The sequence below is a fragment of the Anaerocolumna sp. AGMB13025 genome, from assembly GCF_029689925.1.
Taxonomy (GTDB): Bacteria; Bacillota; Clostridia; order Lachnospirales; family Lachnospiraceae; genus Anaerocolumna.
In genome coordinates this window covers 6,541,919-6,557,688 of sequence record NZ_CP121445.1, presented here as the reverse complement: position 1 = coordinate 6,557,688, position 15,770 = coordinate 6,541,919, and the positions used below count along the sequence as shown (strand labels likewise).

At 37.0% G+C, this 15,770-nt stretch carries 14 protein-coding genes; 9 read left to right on the top strand and 5 right to left on the bottom strand.

Going from position 1 to position 15,770, the window contains the following annotated elements:
- Positions 1 to 162: 162 nt before the first annotated feature.
- Positions 163 to 1,392: an MFS transporter gene (locus QA584_RS27500; protein ID WP_278272289.1), complete on the bottom strand. Its 1,230-nt coding sequence runs from the start codon at positions 1,390 to 1,392 to the stop codon at positions 163 to 165.
- Between the two features lie 224 nt (positions 1,393 to 1,616).
- Positions 1,617 to 2,102, bottom strand: coding sequence for a MarR family transcriptional regulator (locus QA584_RS27495; protein ID WP_278272288.1), 486 nt, complete (start codon positions 2,100 to 2,102; stop codon positions 1,617 to 1,619).
- Between the two features lie 271 nt (positions 2,103 to 2,373).
- Here QA584_RS27495 and QA584_RS27490 point away from each other — a divergent pair, with 271 nt between their 5' ends.
- The 7 genes from QA584_RS27490 (at position 2,374) to pstB (ending at position 8,591) form a co-directional block, all read left to right on the top strand.
- Complete coding sequence (locus QA584_RS27490) at positions 2,374 to 2,679, top strand: PadR family transcriptional regulator (protein ID WP_278272287.1); 306 nt, start codon at positions 2,374 to 2,376, stop codon at positions 2,677 to 2,679.
- A gap of 4 nt (positions 2,680 to 2,683) precedes the next feature.
- Positions 2,684 to 3,268: a DUF1700 domain-containing protein gene (locus QA584_RS27485; RefSeq protein ID WP_278272286.1), complete on the top strand. Its 585-nt coding sequence runs from the start codon at positions 2,684 to 2,686 to the stop codon at positions 3,266 to 3,268.
- Entirely contained in the window at positions 3,265 to 3,507 is a 243-nt protein-coding gene (locus QA584_RS27480; RefSeq protein WP_278272285.1) for a hypothetical protein, read from the top strand. The genes QA584_RS27485 and QA584_RS27480 overlap by 4 nt, the downstream gene beginning before the upstream one ends.
- A gap of 1,053 nt (positions 3,508 to 4,560) precedes the next feature.
- Positions 4,561 to 5,952 carry a substrate-binding domain-containing protein gene (locus QA584_RS27475; protein WP_278272284.1) on the top strand — a complete coding sequence of 464 codons (1,392 nt, stop codon included), beginning with the start codon at positions 4,561 to 4,563 and terminating at the stop codon, positions 5,950 to 5,952.
- Between the two features lie 137 nt (positions 5,953 to 6,089).
- Positions 6,090 to 6,968, top strand: a complete 879-nt coding sequence (gene pstC / locus QA584_RS27470; protein ID WP_278272283.1) for a phosphate ABC transporter permease subunit PstC — start codon at positions 6,090 to 6,092, stop codon at positions 6,966 to 6,968.
- On the top strand, positions 6,961 to 7,839 hold the full coding sequence (gene pstA / locus QA584_RS27465; protein ID WP_278272282.1) for a phosphate ABC transporter permease PstA: 879 nt from the start codon (positions 6,961 to 6,963) through the stop codon (positions 7,837 to 7,839). The genes pstC and pstA overlap by 8 nt, the downstream gene beginning before the upstream one ends.
- Before the next feature lie 2 nt (positions 7,840 to 7,841).
- On the top strand, positions 7,842 to 8,591 hold the full coding sequence (pstB, locus tag QA584_RS27460; protein WP_278272281.1) for a phosphate ABC transporter ATP-binding protein PstB: 750 nt from the start codon (positions 7,842 to 7,844) through the stop codon (positions 8,589 to 8,591).
- A gap of 284 nt (positions 8,592 to 8,875) precedes the next feature.
- Here pstB and QA584_RS27455 read toward each other — a convergent pair whose 3' ends face one another.
- From QA584_RS27455 to QA584_RS27445, 3 genes are all read right to left on the bottom strand, one after another.
- Positions 8,876 to 9,628 carry an aminoglycoside phosphotransferase family protein gene (locus tag QA584_RS27455; RefSeq protein ID WP_278272280.1) on the bottom strand — a complete coding sequence of 251 codons (753 nt, stop codon included), beginning with the start codon at positions 9,626 to 9,628 and terminating at the stop codon, positions 8,876 to 8,878.
- Positions 9,629 to 9,900: 272 nt separating this feature from the next.
- Positions 9,901 to 11,436, bottom strand: coding sequence for a response regulator transcription factor (locus tag QA584_RS27450; RefSeq protein ID WP_278272279.1), 1,536 nt, complete (start codon positions 11,434 to 11,436; stop codon positions 9,901 to 9,903).
- The gene (locus tag QA584_RS27445) at positions 11,433 to 13,163 is read right to left on the bottom strand and encodes a sensor histidine kinase (RefSeq protein ID WP_278272278.1); all 1,731 of its coding nucleotides are present in this window, start codon (positions 13,161 to 13,163) and stop codon (positions 11,433 to 11,435) included. The genes QA584_RS27450 and QA584_RS27445 overlap by 4 nt, the downstream gene beginning before the upstream one ends.
- A gap of 326 nt (positions 13,164 to 13,489) precedes the next feature.
- Here QA584_RS27445 and QA584_RS27440 point away from each other — a divergent pair, with 326 nt between their 5' ends.
- Together QA584_RS27440 and QA584_RS27435 are read left to right on the top strand one after the other, a co-directional pair.
- Entirely contained in the window at positions 13,490 to 14,833 is a 1,344-nt protein-coding gene (locus QA584_RS27440; protein ID WP_278272277.1) for an ABC transporter substrate-binding protein, read from the top strand.
- Positions 14,826 to 15,743: an ABC transporter permease subunit gene (locus QA584_RS27435; protein ID WP_278272276.1), complete on the top strand. Its 918-nt coding sequence runs from the start codon at positions 14,826 to 14,828 to the stop codon at positions 15,741 to 15,743. Before QA584_RS27440 ends, QA584_RS27435 begins: the two co-directional genes overlap by 8 nt.
- The last annotated feature ends 27 nt before the right edge of the window (positions 15,744 to 15,770 follow it).

Below are 15,770 nucleotides of genomic sequence, written 5' to 3'. Positions count from 1 at the left end.
GCTGTTATACTTGTTTTTTTTACAAGATTATCAGATTAATCCTGTTTACTAATTAGCAGCAGGGCAACCTAGTTGATTATAAGAAAAAGCTTACCGGTAAGACCATTACTTCTGTGGTTGTTTATTTGGCTGACCATTAAATAATGTAAAGAAACGGTTTCCTTATTTATGCGTACTCTTATACAAAACCGGTATCGCCGCTGATATAAGAATGATACCCATGAAAGCAGGCGCCGCAGATCCAAGTGAGATATAGATTTGTCCTCCGATGATCGGTCCGATTATTCTTGCTAACGATTGAATCGATTGACTGCCGCCTTGAATCCTTCCCTGCTCGCTGGAATCAACTGACTTGGAAACCATACCATTAAAGGAAGGTCCAAAGATCGAATCACCAAAGCCGAAGACGAACATTCCGGCAATAAAAAGAGGATAGAATGCAGTCAAAGCGGATGCTGCTATAAAACAGTAGCCGATAATCTCGGAAGCCATTCCAAGCATAGCTATCTGTTTGTCGTTAAGTTTCTGTAACAGCTTTGGCATAATGAAACTTTGGGAAATGATATCCTGGATGCCTATAATTGAAAACATAAGTCCGATCAGTGCTGGCTTCCAATTAAAGGTATCGATAGAAAATTGTGAAAAGATTGCCTGTAAAGATCCGTTGGGTACCCAGATTAAAAAGGCAGAAATAAGTATCCTCCCTACATGTTTCATAGAAAGTACGTTGATAAGCTGGGTAAAAGGATTTAGTCTTACAAGAGGAATCTCTTTTAGTCTATTATCCTTATTAAGACTTTCAGGCATAAAGAAGAACCCGAAAACAACATTAAGCAGAGTGATTCCGGCACCAAAAAACATAGGCGCAGCGTAACCAAACCTGTCAGCGATCAATCCCCCCAGAGTCGGACCGATGGCAGTACCAATGCCTGTAATCGCACTCACCCATCCAAAGATTTTAGTCCGCTGTTCTTTGGGAGTGATGTCGGCAAAGTATGCGAATATGGTGCTGATATCTCCGCCAGTTATACCTTCTAGTATACGTCCGGCAAATAATACCCATAGAGCGCCTCCGATACCAAAAACGGTGTAACCGATGGCAGAACCCAATAGGCATACCAAGAGAATTGGACGACGGCCGTATCGGTCGCTCAAAGCTCCAAGTCCTGGTGCCGAAAAAAATACGCACAAGGCATAAACGGAGGTTAGCAGCGTTACTACGATTGCTTGATTTTCTGAATTTGTATAAGGCTGGACTAAGAAGGGAACAACAGGTGCTATGATAGTAAAGCCTATTCCGACAAGGAACACAGACATAAGACCGAATAATAAAGCCTTTTTATCTACGGTTTGTTCTGTGTTCTGTTTATTTTGTGATTTTGATTTGAACATAGTGGTTCTCCTTTCAAACGTGAGATTCTAATTAAAAATACCAGTACCAATAATTATCGTGATTTTGAACGAAAGATAAGTTTCATGTACGGGCGTTTGTAATAAAGATTTTGCTTCCCTGGAAACAAAAAACATGGTAACATAATTTTGCTTCCTTGTCAACAATATTATGACAATAAAAATGCAGCCTGCTCTAAATAGAGTCAGACTGCCTTCAATTTCATTTAATTATTAGATTTATCCGATTTAATATCAAGACCCAGTTTCTTTATTTCAGCATCCAAATGTCTGCTGTACATATCGATGAAGTGAAGCATAATGTCAAATTGTTCTTCGGTTACCTGATCAAATATAACTTTATCACGTTCATGAAACTCCTTGTGCAGTCCTTCATGTATTTTAAATATTTCCTGTCCCTGTTTGGTAAGTCTAAAATAGATCTCTTTCTTGTTATCCGGCTTCTGATAACTTTCGATGGCACCTTTTTTTATAAGCTTCTTAGTCATTTTACTAATTGCCCCGCTTGTCATATAAAAGGACTCCGCAAGTTTTGTCACATTGGGATCGATATTACTGCCAATGTATTCGATACAATGTACTTCGGAAGAGGTATAACCATTAAAACAGTCTTTCATCTTAAAATTATTAAGCCAAACCATCTTGTTATATAAGTTTCTATAAGTCATTATGACCTGATCTTCCTTGTTCATAACCTGTCCTCCTAACTCACCTGTTCATTAACAGTATTATAGTAAATTTTTGTTTCTATTTCAACAATATTAACATAATTTATATGGAACATTCAGGAATATAGGTATGGTACATTCCGAACAGACCTAAAGCAAGCCGCACCAAAATGCTCGCTGGACCGGAAGTTCCAGCTATTTGCTATCTATATAGAGGTACCCAGAAGAAAAGAAAGAATACCCCTTGACATATTATACTATGTTATGTATAGTATAATGCATAAGGAGGCGTAACATGGATGTACAACTAAAAAAAGGCTTATTAGAATTTTGCGTTCTTGCCGTATTAAAAAAATCGGATTCCTATGGTTATCAGATTATTAAAGATATATCTACCTGCATAGAGATATCGGAATCAACGCTGTATCCAATCTTAAAAAGACTGGAAACCGGTTCTTATCTGGAGACATATTCCATTGAACATAACAGTCGGTTAAGAAAGTACTATAAGATTACTGACAAAGGAAAGGATTATATAGATGAGTTTCTGGAAGAATGGAAGCAGGTTATGAAAATCTATAAATTTATTAAAGGAGAATAAAATCATGAATAAAACAATTTTTCTGAAAGAACTGGGATTTCATTTGCAGAAAATGAAGAACACGGATAAAGACCGGTTCATTTCCTTTTATGATGAAATGATATCCGATTATATGGAAGATGGCATGACAGAAGAGGATGCAGTCATCAAAGTGGGCACTCCAAAGATGGTGGCGGAAGAACTTTTGGAAAGTTATGATACTGTTAAAATAAATATGCCTATGACCAGCAGTAGAATTATTAATACAATACTATTAATTTTAGGGTTTCCGTTATGGGGGAGTTTAGTTTTGGCCGGAATTTTATTATTAGCTTCCAGCTATATTGTTATTTGGTGTCTGCCTTTTACTACCGGAGTCGGCAGCATCGGTCTGTTTACAACCTCTATTATCAGTATTATTGGCTCGCCTTTTATCATGGCAAACAGCTTGCCGTTAGGAATTATTCAATTAGGCACCGGAATTGCAGCAATTGGGTTTTCAGTTTTATTAGGCACTGCAACGATACTTTTATCAACGAAATTTATTATTATAACCAAAAATTTTAATACCAAATTAGTAACTTTATTTAAAAGGAAGGTAGTGATGTGATGCGTATAAAAAACTATAAGAAAAAAATTGTTGTATATAGTCTTTTAGCAATTTTGACAGGTGCGTTTGTTTCTATTGCAGGCTTTGGATTAATGGGTTTTAACTATGACCACCTGAAGGAGAAGGCAGAAAAAGATGTATGGTATCAGACAATCCATGTGAATAGCAGTAATGATTTATGGTATGGCATTAACTTAAGTAATAAGGTTCATATATTTGTTTTAGGAGACAGTGACTGATTTTGGCAATTGAAAACTACTTATGCAATCTTTTAAATAATTCCTTAATAGATAAATTATCTGCAAAAATGTATAAAATTAAGAACCAGCAACTCTTTTATTAACTTAAGGAGAGTTACTGGTTTTTATTTATTCCTCAATCTTCAACCTGAATAATCATAACGATCCAACAGGGTATCACAAATTTGTATTGCAATTTATAGTTTGTCTGATTTAATTTACACGGTAAATCATATTATCAATAAACTAGATTTTAAGATGGAATACCTGCAACTCGGAATTATTTACTTTCTGGACTTTTGTATCGTTCTGGCTTTTTCCTATGCCTTTTACTGGTTCGGGTTTAGATTAAAAAACATCCTCATGTGTGTAATTATATATGGCATTATATCTGCATGGATCACAAGTACACAATAACAAAATAAATAAACAGGATGAGATTTGGATTAATAGGAAGTTAGAGCAAAGGAATAAAATAATCCAGGAAATTGAGGATACAAGAGGAGAGAAAGAAATTAACGAATCTAATTAATAAAACTTTAATATATGGAATATTTAACATAATTAAGGTTACGAAAAATTACCCGGTATGTAAGGAAAACTGCTAAATCTAAAGACTAAGGCAGTAGCCTGGTATGCTTGAAGTTTTTTTGTATTGGAAAGGTTCCTTATGACACTTAAACTTGGAGAACTGCGCCATGGAGGAAAAGAGTAACTGTCTGAGCGTGCGAGTTTTACACTTTTCCTCCTGCCTTAAGCAGTTCCCCAAGTTTTAGTGTCATATGGAACTTTTCCCTACAAAAAAATTTCAAGCATACCAGGCTACTGCCGCCCCTTTATAGTATCTACATATGTGCATTACCATAAGACTGGATAGTATACCTAAAACCAGCAAATAAATGTAAAAAGTGGAATATTATAAAAAATTTACAAATTCATTACAGAATACACATAAATTACCAGGGTTTATGATAGTTATCTTTACATTCCTAAACTATAATTACGAGGTGGTCAAGAAAGTACATAAAAAATTATTAAGATAGGAGAATTCTTATGAAAAATTTTGTAAAAAAAGTTTCATCCTTAGTGGTATTAGTAGCAATGATTTTTACCAGTTTTTCTTTCGTTCCAACCAAAGCATTAGCTGCAGATTCAAAAACAGTAGTATTTTCCGGTTCAACTTCGGTAAATCCCCTTATTCAGGCATTAGCCGAGGCTTTTATGGCTAAAAACCCGGGGATTAAAATTATTGAACAGAATGTTACGGGTTCCGGTTCCGGTATTTCAGATGCTAAAAATTCCAGCAGCACAGTTGATTTTGGTATGTCAAGCAGAGCGTTAACAAAAGATGAATCTGCAGTACTAAATCAAATCCAGATTTGCATGGACGGACTTGCAGTTGTTGTTAATAAAAAGAACCCTCTGAATGAGATTTCTCCTGCTGATCTTTACAAAGTTTTCACCAAAGATGCTTCTGCAGCTACTTGGGATCAAATCAGCGGTTCTTATACAAAAAACACGAAGATAGCTCCTTTTGGCCGTGAAGCTGGTTCCGGTACCAGAAGCTGCTTTGAAGATTTCTTTAAAGTAGATTATGGCAAAGCACTTCCAAGTGGATATGATTTCAAACTTGACGGCTCCTTATCAAGTACAGGATCTGTTCAGGCAGCAATTCAGAATAATGCCGGTGCAATCGGTTATATGTCTCTTGGAGATATGGATGAAACGAAAGTAAAAGCTCTTAAAATAGAAGGTGTTGAACCGTCTAAATATACAGTAGCAGATGGTACCTATGCAATTAAGAGACCTTTCTTACTTGTTTATAATAAGAATAAAACAATTTCTCCTTCTGCACAGTCCTTCTTAGATTTCATTGCAAGCGCTGACGGTCAGGCAATTATTGATAAATTAGGTTTTGTTAAGAATGGTCTTGTAAAAACGAAAGCTGCCGACATCACTTTAAGAAGTAGTTCCGTTACAATTAATACAGGTTTCAGCTACTCTTTAACTGCAAGCTTCCAGCCGGCAGATACAAGTGATAAGAAATTAACTTATACTTCTTCAAACCTTGGTGTTGCTACAGTTTCTTCCACTGGTATGATTAAAGGCGTAGGAGCTGGTACTGCAACAATTACAGTTAAGACAACAGATGGTTCCAATATAATTAAAAAATGTAAAGTAACTGTAGCAAGTCCTGTAACAGGGGTTAAATTAAGCAAATCAGAGGCTTCTGTAGCAACAGGTAAAACCGTTACTTTAAAAGCAACCGTTAGTCCTTCCACTGCTGCCGATAAAAATGTTACCTGGAGTTCATCTGATAAAACAGTAGCAACTGTTTCTTCCACTGGAGTTGTTACTGGTAAAAAAGCAGGAAGTGCAGTTATCACGGCAACTACAAAAGAAGGTAAAAAAACAGCAACCTGCAAGGTTACGGTAACAAAATAATTATTACCTAACTAGGATTACTGCTTAATAGTTTCTTACATATAGCTCGTTATACTGATTGGTAAGTTTTAACAATACAGAATTCTTATTGGCACTGCCTTCTGGCAGTGTCAATATCCTATTTTCAAGGAGAAGATATGAATAAGCAGAAAGTATATATTTATAACAGCATTTTTAAGGCAATCGTATTTTTCTTCGCATTCATTACTATTATATCAGTAGTATTAATCGGAGTGTTTATGATTGCAAACGGAGGTCCCAGTATCATTAAGGTTGGGCTGAAAGAATTTTTATTTGGGTCTGTATGGAATTCTGCAAATGAACCTCCTCAGTATGGAATATTAACCTTTATATTATCTTCTTTTTATGTAACCTTTTTTACCGTTTTAATTGCAGTGCCAATTTCAATCTTAGTAGCTCTGGCCATAGGTCAGCTGATGCCTAAAAAGCTGGGTTCGGTTATACGGACTATTATCAGTTTGTTAGCGGGTATCCCTTCGGTTATCTATGGATTTTTAGGACTAATCTTTGTTGTCCCGTTTGTTCAGAAAATCTTTGATTTATCCTCTGGGCTATCCATGCTTTCGGCTATTATTGTATTAATTATTATGACTCTTCCGACTATTATCAGTGTAAGCGAGTCAAGTATCAATGCAGTAAATCAAAATTACCTGGAAACTGCCTTTGCACTTGGAGTACGTAAGGAATATGCACTGTTTACGGTTGTTTTACCGGCAGCAAAATCAGGAATTATGGCAGCAGTTCTCCTTGGAGTGGGAAGGGCTATAGGCGAAACCATGGCAGTTATCATGGTGGCAGGTAATATTCCCCAGATGCCGAAAATGACCTTACCGGTTCGTTTCTTAACAACAGCCATTGTTACTGAAATGTCCTATGCAACAGAACAAACCCGAGGTGTATTGATTGGTATCGGTTTGGTACTGCTGGTATTTGTTTTTATCATCAATTCTATTTTTCATTTCTTCATAAAAAAGGCGGGTAATCTAAATGGATAAAAATATGTATGAGAAACAAATAAGACCCGGCATAATAGCTGTTCGGGCTTTGATTTATACGGTAACGGCTGCGGTGGTTGCTTTAGTAGTAGCAATCATACTATATCTTATTGTTAAGGGACTGCCTTATATTAACAGGGAATTTTTATTCAAAGCACCCTCCCGTCTTGAGGAAACCTATGGAATTGCGCCGATGATAATTAACACCCTGTATATCGTAGTGATTACCCTTGTTGTATCAATCCCGGTAGGTATTGGAACAGCAATCTATCTGGCAGAATACTCGAAACCTGGTAAAATAATTACAGCCTTTCGTTTCTGTATCGAAATTCTTGCCGGTATTCCTTCCATCGTATATGGTTTATTTGGCTTGGCATTTTTCGTGAATGCGTTAAGATTTGGCAGCGGAAGCGGATCCATGCTCTCAGGTGCGCTGACCTGTGCCCTGATTGTTATGCCCACTATGATTCGAACCACAGAAGAAGCCCTGCTTCAGGTTAATCCAAGTTACCGGGAAGCAGCCTTTGCTCTTGGAGCTTCCAAACTGTACATAATCCGCACCATACTGCTGCCTTGTGCATTACCTGGAATTGTTGTGGCGGTTATTTTAAGTATCGGGCGTATCGTCAGTGAATCGGCAGCACTCATTTACACCGCCGGTGTGGATTACACCATGCCTGCCAATTATCTAAGGCATATTGTAGAGCCCGGTGCCGGTTTAACGGTTCAGCTTTATTTATATGCAACCGAAGGGGGCACACCGGACTGGGTACCTTATGCTATGGCTGCGGTTTTAATAATTCTGGTGTTTATTATTAACCTTACTGCCAATATAATTGCAGGATTATTTAAAAAGAAAGTGAGTGCTTAATAATGGCGATTATTTCTACCAGGAATTTAAATCTCTATTACGGAGATAAACAGGCTATTAACAATGTGAATATGGAAATAGAAAAGAATGAGATTACTGCCTTAATCGGACCCTCTGGCTGTGGCAAATCAACCTTTTTAAGAGTTTTAAATAGAATGAATGATATCATTCCGGGCTGTAAAATTACCGGGGAAGTGATTTATGATGATATTAATATTTATGGCAATAAGATTGATCCTATGCTGATCCGTAAAAAAATCGGTATGGTATTTCAAAAACCCAATCCCTTTCCCTCAAGTATCTATGATAATATTGCTTATGCGCCAAAATATCACGGCAAAAGAAAAGGCGAACTGGATGAAATCGTGGAAAGCAGCTTAAAAGCGGCGGCCCTTTGGGAGGAAGTAAAAGACCGTTTAAGAAAAAGCGCCCTGTCACTGTCGGGGGGGCAGCAGCAGCGTTTATGCATTGCCAGGACCATTGCCCTTAATCCGGAGGTAATCTTACTGGATGAAGCAACCAGTGCCCTTGATCCCATAAGCTCTTATAAGATTGAGGATTTGCTAATAAAACTTAAAAAGTCTTATACGGTGGTTATCGTTACCCATAATATGCAGCAGGCTTCCCGTATTGCAGATAAAACAGCGTTTTTTTTAATGGGGGACTTGGTTGAATTTGACACCACCGATAAAATCTTTACCAATCCAAGGAATAAGAAAACTTCGGATTATGTGTGCGGACATTTTGGTTAAGGTGGGCCAAGCCAGCTTTTTCAATTACCCGAGATATACGGGTGATTATTTACTGGATAATAGCCGAAATAATGTATTAATCAACATATTTCGGCTATTATATGTATTTATTATATTTTGGACGATAACTTTAGATATCATCATTGATCTGTGTTGTGGCAACACCGTTCTATATCAGTCTTATCTCATTTTGCCTGCCGAACCTAGTAAGAGCCTTTGCAGTGCCGTTATCTACTTTTAGATACTTCTGTTATTTCCAATTTCCAGTTCTGGATAACCGTTCTTTATCCTTCGTCAGGACATTCTCCCCTTCTGGCAATAGCAATCAGGATTATATAATCCTGTATCATTTCTCTGGTAACCTTCATTTGTTCCAGATAAAGGTCTGCCAAGGTCTTCTTTAATCCCAAAACCGCAGCTTTATCGCCAGTACCCTCAGGCACCGGTGTATACTCTACCAGATAAACGGTTCTTGCAATATCATATAAATAATTCCCCTGGCAGATATTCATAAAATCTATGATGTAAGCAGAATCCTCTGAAATTATAATATTACCGGGATGAAAATCACCATGGCAAAGAGTGTCCCCTTCCGGTAATTCTTCAAGGATTTGCATTGCCTTTATTTGTTCCTCGGTGGTAATTGGAGCGTTTTGAATGTGGTAAGATAAAAAATCCTTATAATTTGGCACCTCGCTAATGGAATTATGTATCATTGTGTTATGCAGATCTGCCATATATTTCGCACATTTTCCCACATCACCGGTGTTCAAGACCCAATCCAAAAGGGAAGTTCCTTTTATCCTGTCATATATAATACCTTTTCTACCTTCCCAGTCTGCCAGTTCATATGCTTTTGGTTTTGGAAAATTTAAGTCTCTGACTGCCAGGGCATTGCGGTATTCGGACTCAATCGCTTCATTAGGATAACCTGCATTAAAAAGTTTAAGTACCTTATCTTCTTCCCCGGGTTTTGAATATTCTAATTCATAGACCACTGCCGTATTGCCTATGCCGATAATGTTTCCTGGTTTCATTGGCTGCTCCTTTTTGAACATATAATGTTTTTCGTCATTTAATTACTAATTTTTATTAGTTTAGTTTACCATAAAATAAAAATCCTGCAAATAGTATAGTGCATCAATTGTTATATCTTTAATACTAATTATTCAATTAGCCGATATACTGAGCATTTGATGATATTAAATAAGAAGAATATTCATAACAGCTTTCAGGAAGAAACAGCATTTTGGGTAGTGCCAGTAAGTGAAAAAAGAGGATATCCCTTTTTATAAGCATGACTCATAAGTTAGGATGATTTATCTTGACCCAACTGATAAGCCTTTGGTGTAATACCTACCAGCTTTTTAAATACTTTACTAAAATACAACTGGTCTTCATAACCAGCAGCTGCAGCAACTTCCTTGACAGACAAAGAGGAGTTATTCGTTAGCAGCTCCTTTGCTTTATTTATACGCAGCTCTGATATGTATTCGGAGGGAGTAATTTTTTTGTATTCCCGGAAGAGTTTACTTAAATAGGCTGGGGTGAAGCCGAATTTGTCAGCAATGATTTTGGTGTTAATGGTATCTGTATAATGCTTCTTGATATAATCATTGATTTGCAGGAAGGTGGTTGACTTATCTTTAATATTCCCGGTTTCATTGATTATAGTAGCAAGGATGTCATCAAATATCGAAATTAGATTAGCATACAGACTTTCATAGGAAACAGAAAGCATAAGGACATCATTTACAATATTGTAAGGTTCAATTTTCTGCACGGAATCATAATGAAGATAGGGAACGGTACATTCAGTAAATAAAGTCAGCAGATAAATTCCTAAGGTCTTTTGCTTTACCGGTTTTAGTTCTAACTCTTTTATAAAATGTTTAAGCTCTGTATGGAACGTATTTCTGTTGCCATTAAGAAAATGTTTGGATAATTGCATAATATTATCAATCTGGACGGAATACTCAGGAACTTGGGCATCTGTTTTATTTTCTATGGAATTCATCTGCATAAAGCTTGATTTGGCAAATAAGATTTTTTTATCGGTGTATTTACTTAGTTTCTGAATACTGGGGTTAATAGTATCAAGGGTAATCTGTTCTTCACTGCAAATCACCGTTACCATAGGAAATTTATGACTAAGAGTATCATATAAGCTGCGGAAAAAGGTATTGCAATTTTCCAGTTGTTTCTTGTTAAAGGAAAAGAGAACAAAGTAGGTATGGCAGTTTTTGTCCCGGATAATCCAATACTTAATAAATTGGTTCCAAAACAATCTTAAGGTACTTTCTAAGGTTTTAAAATGGACATTAGCGGTCTTCTCCTCCAGGTATTGGTCTGACTTATAAGAAAACTGCCCTATATTAATCAGAAGCTGCCGGTAATTAAGGGATAGTTCCTGGGAAAAAGAAGAGTTGGCAGTATAACCGGTTATAATCTCTGATTTGGCATAGTCCAGGCATTTACTTTCATAGGCATCTTTTAACTGGTTTTGCAGAACCTCCTCCTCGATGGGTTTTAGGATATAATCAAGAATTTTAAGCCGTAAAGCCTTTTGTACATAGGAAAAATCATTATATCCTGATAAAATGGAGCAGATGATAGAAGGATAGCGGCTTTTTACATATTCCACTAATTCTAAACCATTGACCATTGGAATCTGGATATCTGTTAAGAGATAATCTATCTTTGTCTGATATTTGTCAATAAGCTCCATAGCTTTTTGACCGTCAGCGGCAGTGGCTATGATATGGTAAGGCTCGCCAAATTTTTTGATATAATGTTCAAGCTCTCGAAGAATTGGGGGTTCATCTTCTACAAGTAAGATATTCATAGTTTGATTCCTCCTATCTGAAATACAATTTTTGTACCGTGTAAAAAGGTATCCGAGGGTTTAATAAAATATTGGAAGTTCTCATGATATTTTAGCTTCATGCGGACGAGGGTGTTAATCAGACCCATTCCTCCGAGGGTTAAGGAGGGGAGCGAGGCGGAAGGTTCTTTTAAGAAACTGTCTACTTTCTCCCTCAGATTGTCAATATCCTTTTGCAAAAAGCCGATTCCGTTGTCAGAAATCTCTATTATAAATAGAGTCTCGTCCTGGTAACAGTTTATATTAATTTCCCAGACAGGAAGCACTTTTTTAAAGCCATGTTGAAAACAATTCTCAAGGAGTGGCTGTATGCATAGTCTTGGAAGGAATATCTTACTGCTGTCTAAGCTCTCCTCATTTTGGATAGAATAGCTAAAGTTGTCTTCATACCGGATTTTCATAAGCTTTAGATAAAGGATGGCGTGATTTAACTCACTGGATAGGGGGACACTTTCTTCTGAATAAACAGAAATATAGCGAAGCATCTGGGCCAGATAATTGCAGGCTGGTCCTATCTGCTCATAATTCTCTTCCAGGGCATGGGATTTGATTACCGTCAGGATATTGTATATAAAATGGGGGTTCATCTGGGATTGTAGAGCTATCATATTGGCCTGCATCTCATAAGCTTTTCGCTTGATATTTTCCTCCATATAGAGCTGAAGCCGCTCCATCATATCTGCAAAAGCTTCGTTTAGCTGTTCAAATTCATCCGGATAGCCAGAGAAGGAGATTCCAAGAGCCGGCTGATGAACTGTAATATTGTGTACCTTGTCGGTAAGGATGGTTAAAGGTTTTGTTATGTTTTGCAAAATGCGGTTTATAATCAGCAGACAGATTCCAATCATAGTGAAATATATCATGAAAGTATAAAATAACAAAGGTAACAATAGCCGGAAGGCATAAATCTTAGGACAGGCACTGGTAAGTGCCCAGCCGGAATCCAAAACTACCGAGGTAAGAATAGAATTCTGTTTTGTTGCCTTGTAGGTTAAGTCGGAACAGTAGATTTTCTTACCGTTCTGATCATTTAGCTTGTAGTAGTAGTGATTTTCTGTGGTGGACATAAATTCAGTGATATAGTCTATGGGACATTGGATTTCTACAATTCCGCAGGACTGGCTGGTGTAGGAAGAGGGATAGATATTGCGGTATAAGGTAATGGTAGTGCTTGCACTGGTTGACCAGAAATCCTTTGTAACATCTAGGAGTGGTCCGTTTTGCCCAAGAATGCCTTTTGAATTATACCAGCTCAGATAATCATCGGAATTTAATAATTTGCTGGTTATATTTTGATTATAAGCTAACCCGGTGGAGATGAAATTGCCTTTTCGGTTATATAAGGAAATCCGGAACTTAGAGACACTTTTGGGAATCATGGCAGAAATAAGGACATCATTAATCTGGTTGGAAAGCTCGGCATTGTCTAAGTCTGTTGCAACAGCGGCGGTATAAAAGTCCCGGACCTGATGATTAGTGGAAATGTTTAATGCCAGGCTGTCCATGCTGGTGATAAGATTATTAATTTCATCTGCGGTACGTTGTGAAACATAATTTAGGTTTTTGACCGAATCAGAGCGTAACATCTTATAAGCATAGCCAAAGAAAATGATGGAAAGAATTACGATAAAACAGGTAAAAATTATGGATATTTTAAAAAAGAGTTTGTTTTTAAAAGTAGGTTTCATTAATCAACCTCCGCTATTGGCTGCCATATTATTGAGTGAGTTAAGGTTGAAAATAGAGTTGTGACTGCCAGAGCAGTCATACATAAATTATGAAAAACAAACATTGTCATATTTACTGAAATGCTTTACAGTAAAAACTAAACAATATATACGAATTGAAACGATATAAACATGATAAGGCTTATGCGAATTGCTGTCAATATATAAATATATAAATTTTTTATTTGGTAAAAAGAGTCTACTTATTTACATAAATCCGTCATGTTTATTCCATATTCACCAAAGAAAGGCTGAGCTATAATGAAAGAGGAGTTGAGGAAGAGAACATGAAAAAACAATGGAGTCTTAGGGTAATGGGTAGAGTTGCTGCATTTATGGGGTGTGTTTTACTGTTTTGCAGCTGTAAGCATGTGGATGGCAATGCTTTGAAAAAAGGAGACAGTTCAATTTTAAACGGAAAAAAAATAACCTTTTTAACAAGTCAAAATCAATATTTTGATGAGTACAGTCTCATGGCAGCCGCAATGAAAGAAAAGTATGATTGTGATGTAGAGTTTCAAGTAGTACCAGACAATGAATATGCTTCGTTTTTAAAGCTGAAACTGGCTACCACGGAAGTACCGGACGTATTCGAATACAATTGCCCTGTAAGGAACCGGGAGATTGAGGCTTCTAAGTATTGTATGGATTTAAGTAACGAACCCTGGGTTAAGAGATTAGTAAATAAAGAGGGTATAAAGGATACCGGGGATGGAAAGATTTATGCCATGCCCAAGGAATCCATAGCAGGATATTTGGCAGTTTACTATAATGAAAAGGTAATGGAACAATGTGGGATTGTAAATCCCCATCCAAAAACTTATCGGGAATTTTTAGAGATTCTAGAGACGGTAAAGACAAATGGAGACGGGGTAGTACCATTATACGAAACCAATGCAGATGTATGGACCACCCAGATTTTTATGTCCAGTGGTCTGCCGATTGTTTTAGGGGACAGAGCTTTAAAAACCTTTCAAAAGCTTCAGAAGAATCAGATAAAATGGACAGAGATTCCGGAGCTTAAGAGGCTGCTGATACAGTATAACGAACTGATAAAAAGGGAATATGTTAATGATAATCAAGCATCGGCAAGCTATAAATCAGCAATTGAAATGATAGGGACCGGCAAGGCCGCCATGTATTTAACCACCGAAACCTGTGCTGCCGATATTATGGCAAAGTATCCAGGGTGCAGACTAGGGGCATTTGTAATTCCTTATGGGAATAAAGATATTCTTCCTGTATCAAGGTCCGTTACCGGGCTTTTTGTACCAAAAGACGGAGAACAGACTGGGGTTACCAGGGCATTTTTAGAAGCCTGGTCAATGCCGGAGATACAAAACATCTATTTTTTCAGGCAGGGCTGCTTCAATGCATTTAATGATACAAAAGGCGGAAAAATAATTGACTGTTTACAACAGCTTAATGAGGATTATGTAACTGCCGGAAACTATATCTATACAATGAATGATCAGATGTCAGAATGCAGTATTGTTTTTGAAGAGTTATGGAAAGAATATGCAAGGTCAGCCGCTGGTGATATAACGCCGAAAGAGGCAATACAAAACTTTCAGGATATTTATGAGGATTACATGGAAAAACAGGGAGAAATGAGGATGAGAAATGATTAAGTTAACAAGCAAAATCCAAATAAAAAAGGACAGACTGATTTTAACGTTGTTTGCGGTGCCATTTGTGATTTTTGTATTTGCTTTTTCTTATGTTCCGCTATTTGGGTGGATTTTAGCCTTTATTAAGTATAAACCGGGTCTACAGATATGGAACTGTGATTTTAAAGGCTTATATTATTTTAAAATGATTTTAAGTGACTGGCATAAAATGTCTTCGGTACTTAAAAATACATTGGCAATGAGCTTATTAGGACTTTTATGCAGCCCCCTGCCCGCGATTTTTGCAATTTTTCTTTCGGAATTAAAATCCGTCAGGTTTAAAAAATTAGTTCAGACCATTACGACTATTCCAAATTTCGTAAGCTGGGTTATTATATATGCACTTTCCTATGCACTATTTTCTTCCGAAGGTGTTATAAACCACATTCTTATGAATCTTGGTCTGATTGAGAAAGCCACCAATGTTCTTGGTAATTCCAAAGCAGTATGGTATTTTCAAACAGCACTGGGAATTTGGAAATCCATTGGGTGGAATGCAATTATCTATTTTGCAGCCATTGCAGGCATTGACAGTGAATTATATGATGCCGCCAGTGTAGATGGAGCCGGAAGGCTTAAAAGAATCCTGCATATAACAGTACCAGGGATTTCTTCTACTTTTTTTGTGCTTCTGCTTTTACAAATCAGTAATCTTTTAGCACTGGGAATTGATCAGTATCTTGCTTTTTACAACAGCATGGTAGCGGATAAGATTACGGTTTTGGATTTGTATGTATACCGTTTAGGACTGGTAACCCAGGACTATTCTTATGCGACAGCCGTAGGTATTTTTAAATCTGTAATCAGTATTATCTTACTGTTTAGTGCCAATGGCTTATCAAAGAAGTTAAGGGGAGAGAGCCTTGTTTAAATGTATTATGATTCTATACAGTAAAAG

Excerpts from the sequence above, each read along its gene's own strand:
- QA584_RS27455 (WP_278272280.1), bottom strand. The coding sequence starts at position 9,628 with ATGAAACCAGGAAACATTATCGGCATAGGCAATACGGCAGTGGTCTAT.
- QA584_RS27485 (WP_278272286.1), top strand. The coding sequence starts at position 2,684 with ATGAATAAAACAATTTTTCTGAAAGAACTGGGATTTCATTTGCAGAAA.
- QA584_RS27500 (WP_278272289.1), bottom strand. The coding sequence starts at position 1,392 with ATGTTCAAATCAAAATCACAAAATAAACAGAACACAGAACAAACCGTA.
- QA584_RS27450 (WP_278272279.1), bottom strand. The coding sequence starts at position 11,436 with ATGAATATCTTACTTGTAGAAGATGAACCCCCAATTCTTCGAGAGCTT.
- pstA (WP_278272282.1), top strand. The coding sequence starts at position 6,961 with ATGGATAAAAATATGTATGAGAAACAAATAAGACCCGGCATAATAGCT.
- QA584_RS27445 (WP_278272278.1), bottom strand. The coding sequence starts at position 13,163 with ATGAAACCTACTTTTAAAAACAAACTCTTTTTTAAAATATCCATAATT.
- QA584_RS27475 (WP_278272284.1), top strand. The coding sequence starts at position 4,561 with ATGAAAAATTTTGTAAAAAAAGTTTCATCCTTAGTGGTATTAGTAGCA.
- QA584_RS27490 (WP_278272287.1), top strand. The coding sequence starts at position 2,374 with ATGGATGTACAACTAAAAAAAGGCTTATTAGAATTTTGCGTTCTTGCC.
- QA584_RS27435 (WP_278272276.1), top strand. The coding sequence starts at position 14,826 with ATGATTAAGTTAACAAGCAAAATCCAAATAAAAAAGGACAGACTGATT.
- QA584_RS27440 (WP_278272277.1), top strand. The coding sequence starts at position 13,490 with ATGAAAAAACAATGGAGTCTTAGGGTAATGGGTAGAGTTGCTGCATTT.
- pstC (WP_278272283.1), top strand. The coding sequence starts at position 6,090 with ATGAATAAGCAGAAAGTATATATTTATAACAGCATTTTTAAGGCAATC.
- QA584_RS27495 (WP_278272288.1), bottom strand. The coding sequence starts at position 2,102 with ATGAACAAGGAAGATCAGGTCATAATGACTTATAGAAACTTATATAAC.
- pstB (WP_278272281.1), top strand. The coding sequence starts at position 7,842 with ATGGCGATTATTTCTACCAGGAATTTAAATCTCTATTACGGAGATAAA.